The sequence below is a fragment of the Virgisporangium ochraceum genome, assembly GCF_016863655.1.
Taxonomy (GTDB): Bacteria; Actinomycetota; Actinomycetes; order Mycobacteriales; family Micromonosporaceae; genus Virgisporangium; species Virgisporangium ochraceum.
Genome location: NZ_BOPH01000109.1, coordinates 21,182 through 27,907 on the forward strand (window position 1 = coordinate 21,182; position 6,726 = coordinate 27,907).

The 6,726-nt window shown below is 74.1% G+C and carries 6 protein-coding genes; all 6 read left to right on the top strand.

Annotated features, from left to right (window positions below):
* Nucleotides 1–25 precede the first annotated feature (25 nt).
* Nucleotides 26–994, top strand: a complete 969-nt coding sequence (locus Voc01_RS40180) for a helix-turn-helix domain-containing protein (protein WP_203932954.1) — start codon at nucleotides 26–28, stop codon at nucleotides 992–994.
* Entirely contained in the window at nucleotides 991–1,542 is a 552-nt protein-coding gene (locus Voc01_RS40185) for a GNAT family N-acetyltransferase (protein WP_203932955.1), read from the top strand. The genes Voc01_RS40180 and Voc01_RS40185 overlap by 4 nt, the downstream gene beginning before the upstream one ends.
* A gap of 353 nt (nucleotides 1,543–1,895) precedes the next feature.
* Entirely contained in the window at nucleotides 1,896–3,170 is a 1,275-nt protein-coding gene (locus Voc01_RS40190; protein WP_203932956.1) for a sensor domain-containing phosphodiesterase, read from the top strand.
* 38 nt (nucleotides 3,171–3,208) lie between these two features.
* Nucleotides 3,209–3,700, top strand: coding sequence for a 2Fe-2S iron-sulfur cluster-binding protein (locus tag Voc01_RS40195; RefSeq protein WP_203932957.1), 492 nt, complete (start codon nucleotides 3,209–3,211; stop codon nucleotides 3,698–3,700).
* On the top strand, nucleotides 3,697–4,671 hold the full coding sequence (locus Voc01_RS40200) for an FAD binding domain-containing protein (RefSeq protein ID WP_203932958.1): 975 nt from the start codon (nucleotides 3,697–3,699) through the stop codon (nucleotides 4,669–4,671). The genes Voc01_RS40195 and Voc01_RS40200 overlap by 4 nt, the downstream gene beginning before the upstream one ends.
* The coding region (locus Voc01_RS40205) for a xanthine dehydrogenase family protein molybdopterin-binding subunit (protein WP_203932959.1) at nucleotides 4,668–6,726 on the top strand (2,059 nt) is incomplete at its 3' end. The genes Voc01_RS40200 and Voc01_RS40205, both read left to right, overlap by 4 nt.

Genomic DNA, 6,726 nt, shown 5'->3' on the forward strand with positions numbered 1-6,726 from the left:
AGACGCAATGCGATAGGATCCTGCCATGGCGCACACCGTCGCCCTGCTGGTGTCAGACCAGCTGCCGGTCTTCGAGTTCGCCGTCCCGTGCGAGGTGTTCGGCATCGACCGGTCCGACATCGTCGACCCGTGGTACGAGCTGAAACTGTGCGCGGCCGAACCCGGCACGCTGCGCACCGCCGGCGGCCTGCGGGTCGACACGCCGTACGGGCTCGACCACCTCGTCGCGGCCGACACCGTGCTCGTCCCCGGGTGCCGGCGCACGTACCAGGTGGAGCCGCCGCCGCGTCTCGTCGAGGCGCTGCTGGCCGCGCACGCGCGCGGCGCCCGCGTGGCGTCGCTCTGCGCCGGCGCCTACCTGCTCGCTGCCACCGGTCTGTTGGACGGGCGGCGCGCGACCACGCACTGGATGAACGCCCCCGACTTCACCTGGCGGTTCCCGGCGGTGACGTTCGACCCGGGTGTGCTCTACGTCGACGAGGGCGACGTGCTGACCTCCGCCGGCACCGGCGCGTCGATCGACCTGTGCCTGCACATCGTCCGCCGCGACCACGGTGCCGCTGTTGCCAACGAGGTGGCGCGGCGCATGGTCGTCCCACCGCACCGCGACGGCGGCCAGGCCCAGTACGCCCCACCGGTGGCGGGCGCCGACCCGCACAGCGAGCTGGCGCCGGCGCTGGAGTGGGCGCGGGCGCACCTCGCCGAGCGGCTCACCGTCGACCGGCTCGCCGCGGTGGCGCACCTGAGCCCGCGCACGTTCGCCCGCCGGTTCCGCGACACCCTCGGCACCACGCCGCTGACGTGGCTCGTGCAGCAGCGGGTGCGGGTGGCGCAGGAGCTGCTGGAGACCAGCGAGGAGCCGGTCGAACGCATCGCCGTCCTGGTCGGCTTCGGCACGGCGGCGAACCTGCGCCAGCACTTCCACCGGGTCACGAGCGTGTCCCCGCAGACGTACCGGCAGGTGTTCCGCCGCCGCCGGTCTCCGGTGCGATGACCGGCGTCCGGTTCCGGCCGGCCCGCTCCCCCGCCGACGTCGAGCCGATCGCGGCCCTGCACGCCGACAACTGGCGCCGCACGTACCGGGGCGCCTACTCCGACGCGTTCCTCGACGGTGAGCTCCTGGCCGACCGGCGCGTCGCGTGGTCGGCGCGGCTCGCCGACCCCGGTCCCGCCGCGACGACCATCGCCGACCACGACGGGCAGCTGGTCGGCTTCGTCCACGTCGTGTTCGGCACCGACCCGCGGTGGGGCAGCCTGCTCTATAACCTGCACGTCGTCCACGACCGGCGCCGCACCGGCATCGGACGGCAGCTCCTGCGGCACGCCGCGCTGGCCGTCGACGCCGGGGCACGCGGCCGGGGCATGTTCCTGTGGGTGCTGGAGCAGAACACCGCGGCACAGCGGTTCTACCTGGCGTGCGGCGCGACGGCGACCGGCATCGAGCCGGTACCTCCACCCGGCGGCGACCCGTCGCGGCTCGTGGGGAGTCCCCGCTGCGTGCGGATGGTGTGGCCCGAGGTGGGGCCGCTGATCGGCGCATAGATCCCGACCGGGCCGGGGTCGCGTTCGCCTGCCCGGCCCGCTTTTCGACGACGCTCGATCCAGTGCGGGTCCGGGCCGAGAGATCACACCGGATCGAGCGTCGTCGAATCACACGCGGGCGGCGCGGACATGGGGGCTCCCCCGGTGTCGGGCGGCCCCGGGGGCCGTCCGGCCACCTCGCGGCGCGCCGCGCCGGGGCCGGCACCGTGCCCGGAGCCCGAGGAGCCCCCGCTCACCGGGTGGAGGCGTCCTCGGGGTTGGCCGCGTGCCGGGCGCGTGCCGGTGATCGCGGTTACGGTGCTCCGGTGCGGCAAACGTCTCAGGGACCCGGGCCGGATGCCGATTCCACGGCCATGCCCGCGCAGATGCTCACCGTTCCCGGCGTCGGGGGTGCGGCGGCACCGTCGGAGGTCGAGGTGCTGCTGCGGTCGCGGCGGGTCCGGACCGTCTACCAGCGGCTGGTGGACCTGGCCAGCGGTGCGACCGTCGGATTCGAGGCGTTGACCCGCGGCCCCGCCGGTCCCCTCGAGGCACCTTCGGCCCTGTTCCACGCCGCCTACGGCGAGGGGCGCGTCGCCGAACTGGACTGGGTGGCCCGCGCCAGCGCCCTCCGCACCGCCCTGGACGCGGGACTGGACCGCGACCTGTCCTGGTTCGTCAACACCGAGCCCGCGTCGATGCGCACGGCCTGCCCGCCCGACCTGCGCCCGATCGTGTCGGCCGCCCGCGAGGGGTTGCGGGTGGTGATGGAGGTGACCGAGCGGGCCGTCACCGCCGACCCGGCCGCGCTGCTCGCCGGCGTGGAGCGGGCCCGCGCCGCGGGCTGGTCGATCGCGCTGGACGACGTCGGCGCCGACCCGGCCAGCCTCGCCATGATGCCGTTCCTGCGGCCCGACGTCATCAAGCTGGACCTGCGGCTCATCCAGAACCGGCCCAGCCTCGAGATCGCCCGCACGGTCAACGCCGTGCTGGCCCAGTCGGAGCGCACCGGCGCCACGATCCTCGCCGAAGGCATCGAAACCGCGGAGCACGCCGACATCGCCCGCGCGATGGGCGCCACCGTCGGGCAGGGCTGGCTGTTCGACCGGCCCGGACCGCTGCCCGCCGCCGCGGGGCTGGTGACACCACTGGCCACCGGAGGCGCGCCAACGCCCAGGGGCGCGCCCGCGACTCCGTTCGCGGCCGTCGCCGCCCACCGGCCGGTGAACCGGACCCGCAAGGATCTGCTGCTGCCGATGAGCTTCCACCTGGAGCACGCCGGCCTCGACCCGAACGAGCCGATCGTGCTCCTCGGCTGCTTCCAGCACACCGGCCACTTCACGCCGATGACCCGGCACCGCTACGCCGACCTGGCGCGGACGGCCGCGTTCGTCGGCGCCCTCGGTGCGGGCATGCCCGTCGCCCCGGCGCCCGGGGTCCGGGGAGCCGACCTCGCCGACGACGACCCGCTGCGCGGCGAGTGGAACGTCATCGCCATCGGCTCCCGCTTCGCCGGAGCGCTCGTCGCCCGCGACTGCGGCGACACGGGTCCGGACGCCGCCCGGCGCTTCGACTACGCCATCACCCACGACCGCGACCTGGTGATCGAGGCCGCGAACACGCTCCTGACCCGCCTGCTCCCCCGCTGAGGCGGTTTGCCCGGACCCGTCCCGGGTAGGTGCCGATCATGCGTCTGGTCGTCAACGGCGTCACCCACACCCTCGACCTCGATCCGCGCACCACCGTTCTCGACGCGCTGCGCGAGCACCTCCGGCTCACCGGCGCCAAGAAGGGCTGCGACCACGGCCAGTGCGGCTCGTGCACGGTGCTGCTCGACGGGCGCCGGGTCAACAGCTGCCTCCTGCTGGCGGTCGCGCACGAGGACGCGCGGATCACCACGATCGAGGGGCTGGGCACCGAGGAGGAGCCGCATCCGGTGCAGCGGGCGTTCGTCGAGCACGACGGGTTCCAGTGCGGCTACTGCACGCCGGGCCAGATCTGCTCCGCGGTCGGCATGCTCGAGGAGGCCGCGCGGGGCTGGCCCAGCGCCGTCACGTCCGGGTCCGTCGTCAGTGAACAGCGGTTGGACGACGCGGAGGTGCGCGAACGGATGAGCGGCAACCTCTGCCGCTGCGGCGCCTACCCGAACATCGTCGACGCGATCAGGTCCGTCCAATGAGGACGTTCACGTACCACCGCGCCAGCGACGTCGCCGACGCGGTCGCACACCTGACGCCCGACGCGAGCTACCTCGCCGGCGGCACGAACCTGGTCGACCTGATGAAGCTCGGCGTCGCCACACCCGGCACGCTCGTCGACATCAACCGCCTCGGCCTCGACGGCATCACCGCGCACGACGGGCTGCTGCGCATCGGCGCCGCGGTGCGCAACAGCGACCTCGCCGCGCATCCGCTGGTGCGCGAGGCGTTGCCGGCGTTGAGCCAGGCGCTGCTCGCCGGCGCCTCAGGGCAGCTGCGCAACATGGCCACCACCGGTGGCAACCTGTTGCAGCGCACCCGGTGCCGCTACTTCACCGACGTCACGAAGCCGTGCAACAAGCACACTCCCGGCTCCGGCTGCCCGGCCCGCGACGGCGACCACCGCAACCTGGCCGTCCTCGGCCACTCCGAGAACTGCGTGGCCACCCACCCGTCCGACCTCGCGGTCGCGCTGGCGGCGCTCGACGCGGTGGTGAACATCGACGGGACCGGTGGGAAGCGCTCGGTCGCGCTGGTCGACCTGCACCGGCTGCCCGGCGACGCCCCGGAGCGCGACACGGTCCTGGAGCACGGTGAGCTGATCACCTCGGTCGACGTGCCGCTGACCGACGTCGCCCGGAACAGCGCCTACCGCAAGGCGCGCGACCGCGCGTCCTACGCCTTCGCGGTGGGTTCGGTGGCGGCGGCGCTCGACGTCGCCGACGCACGGGTGGCCGACGTGCGCCTCGCGTTCGGCGCCGTCGCCCACAAGCCGTGGCGGGCGCGCGCGGCCGAGGAGGCGCTGCGCGGCCGGCCGGCGACGCGGGAGTCGTTCCTGGCCGCCGCCGACGCCGAACTGGCCGCGGCGGTTCCGTTGCGTGACAACGGCTTCAAGGTCCCCCTGATCCGCAACCTGGTCGCCGCGACCCTCACGAGACTGGCAACGCGATGACGTCCACCACGTACCGCTCGACCGGCACGCCGCTCGCCCGGATCGAAGGGCCGCAGAAGGTCGCCGGCACCGCCCTGTACGCCGCCGAGTACCCGGTGCGCGACGTCGCCCACGCGTGGGTGGTGCGCTCACCCGTCGCGAAGGGCACGCTCACCGACGTCGTCGTCGACCCGCTCACCGAGGCCGACGACGTGCTCGCGGTGCTGTGGCACGGCAACGCGCCCCGGCTGAACGAGGCCGACGACCCGGAGCTGCACGTGCTGCAGTCCGACCGGATCAGCTACCGGGGTCAGGCCGTCGCGCTCGTGGTCGCCCGCACGCTGGAAGCGGCCCGTCGGGCCGCGCAGGTGCTGCGACTGGACATCGCCACCGAACCGCACGAAGCCGAACTCACCGCCGACCACCCCGACCTGTACACGCCGGAGACGGTCAACCCGGGTTTCCCGGCCGAGACCACCGACGGCGACGTCGACGCCGCGCTCGCCGCCGCGGCGGTGGCCGTCGACGTCACCTACTCGACGCCGGCGCTGCACAACAACCCGATGGAGCCGCACGCCACGATCGCCCGCTGGGACGGCGACGACCTGGTGCTGTACGACTCCAACCAGGGCGCGTCGGTGGTGGCGGGTGACCTCGGCCCGATCTTCGACTGCCGGGTGCACGTGATCGCCGAGCACATCGGTGGCGGCTTCGGCTCCAAGGGAAGTGCCCGGCCCAACGCCGTGCTCGCCGCGATGGCCGCGAAGGTGGTCGGCCGTCCGGTGAAGCTGGCGCTGCCCCGGCAAGCGCTGTTCAGCATGGTCGGCTACCGCACGCCCACCATCCAGCGGATCCGGCTCGGCGCCGACCGCGACGGCACGCTGACCGCGATCGACCACGTCGCGGTCGGGCAGTCGTCGCGGATGTTCGAGTTCGCCGAGCAGACGACCGTGTGCACGCGGCACATGTACGCGGCGCCGAACCGCCACACGTCGCACCGGATGCTGCGCCTGGACATGCCGACGCCACGCTGGATGCGGGCACCGGGCGAGGCGCCCGGCATGGTCGGCCTCGAATGCGCCATGGACGAGCTCGCCGAGAAGCTGGGCCTGGACCCGGTGGAGCTGCGCCTACGCAACGAGCCGTCCGTCGACCCCGACTCGGGTACGCCGTTCACCAGCCGCCACTTCACCGCCTGCCTGCGCGAGGGCGCGGTGCGCTTCGGGTGGGAGGGACGGGATCCGCGCCCCCGGCGGCGCCGCGACGGGAACTGGTGGGTCGGTACCGGCGTGGCCGGCGCCCTCTACCCGGCGATGGTGCAGCCGTCGGCGGCGCGGGCGAGGCGGCTGGACGACGGCCGGTTCGAGGTCGCCATCGCCGCGACCGACCTCGGCACCGGCGCCCGCACCGTGTTGACCCAGATCGCCGCCGACGCGCTCGGCTGCCCGGTCTCGCACGTGACCCTGCGGATCGGCGACAGCACGCTGCCGCAGGGCTCGGTCGCGGGCGGTTCGTCGGGGACGTCGTCGTGGGGCTGGGCGGTCACCCGGGCCTGCGGCGCGCTGCTCGACGGCACGGCGCCGGAGGCGGTGTACGACACCACCGACGACGTCTCCGAGCTCCAGACGGAGGGCAAGCACGCGTTCGGTGCCCACTTCGCCGAGGTCCGCGTCGACGCCGACACCGGCGAGGTGCGGGTGTCGCGGCTGTTCGGCATGTACGCCGCCGGCCGGATCATCAACCCCCGCACGGCCCGCAGCCAGCTCATCGGCGGCATGACGATGGGCCTGGGCATGGCGCTGCACGAGGAGGGGGTGCTCGACCCGGCCATGGGCGACTGGGTCAACCACGACCTCGCCGGGTACCACGTGCCCGCCCACGCCGACGTCGAGTGGATCGACGCGGCCTGGCTCGACGAGGAGGACGACCAGCTGAACCCCATGGGCACCAAGGGGATCGGCGAGATCGGCATCGTCGGCTCACCGGCGGCGATCGTCAACGCGGTGTGGCACGCCACCGGGGTGCGGGTCCGCGACCTGCCGGTGCGCCTCGACAGGCTCCTCCCCCACCTGGCCT

What these genes read in the sequence shown, in the direction of transcription:
- Voc01_RS40190 (WP_203932956.1), top strand. Translation starts at nt 1,896, where the DNA reads ATGCCCGCGCAGATGCTCACCGTTCCCGGCGTCGGGGGTGCGGCGGCA.
- Voc01_RS40185 (WP_203932955.1), top strand. Translation starts at nt 991, where the DNA reads ATGACCGGCGTCCGGTTCCGGCCGGCCCGCTCCCCCGCCGACGTCGAG.
- Voc01_RS40195 (WP_203932957.1), top strand. Translation starts at nt 3,209, where the DNA reads ATGCGTCTGGTCGTCAACGGCGTCACCCACACCCTCGACCTCGATCCG.
- Voc01_RS40180 (WP_203932954.1), top strand. Translation starts at nt 26, where the DNA reads ATGGCGCACACCGTCGCCCTGCTGGTGTCAGACCAGCTGCCGGTCTTC.
- Voc01_RS40200 (WP_203932958.1), top strand. Translation starts at nt 3,697, where the DNA reads ATGAGGACGTTCACGTACCACCGCGCCAGCGACGTCGCCGACGCGGTC.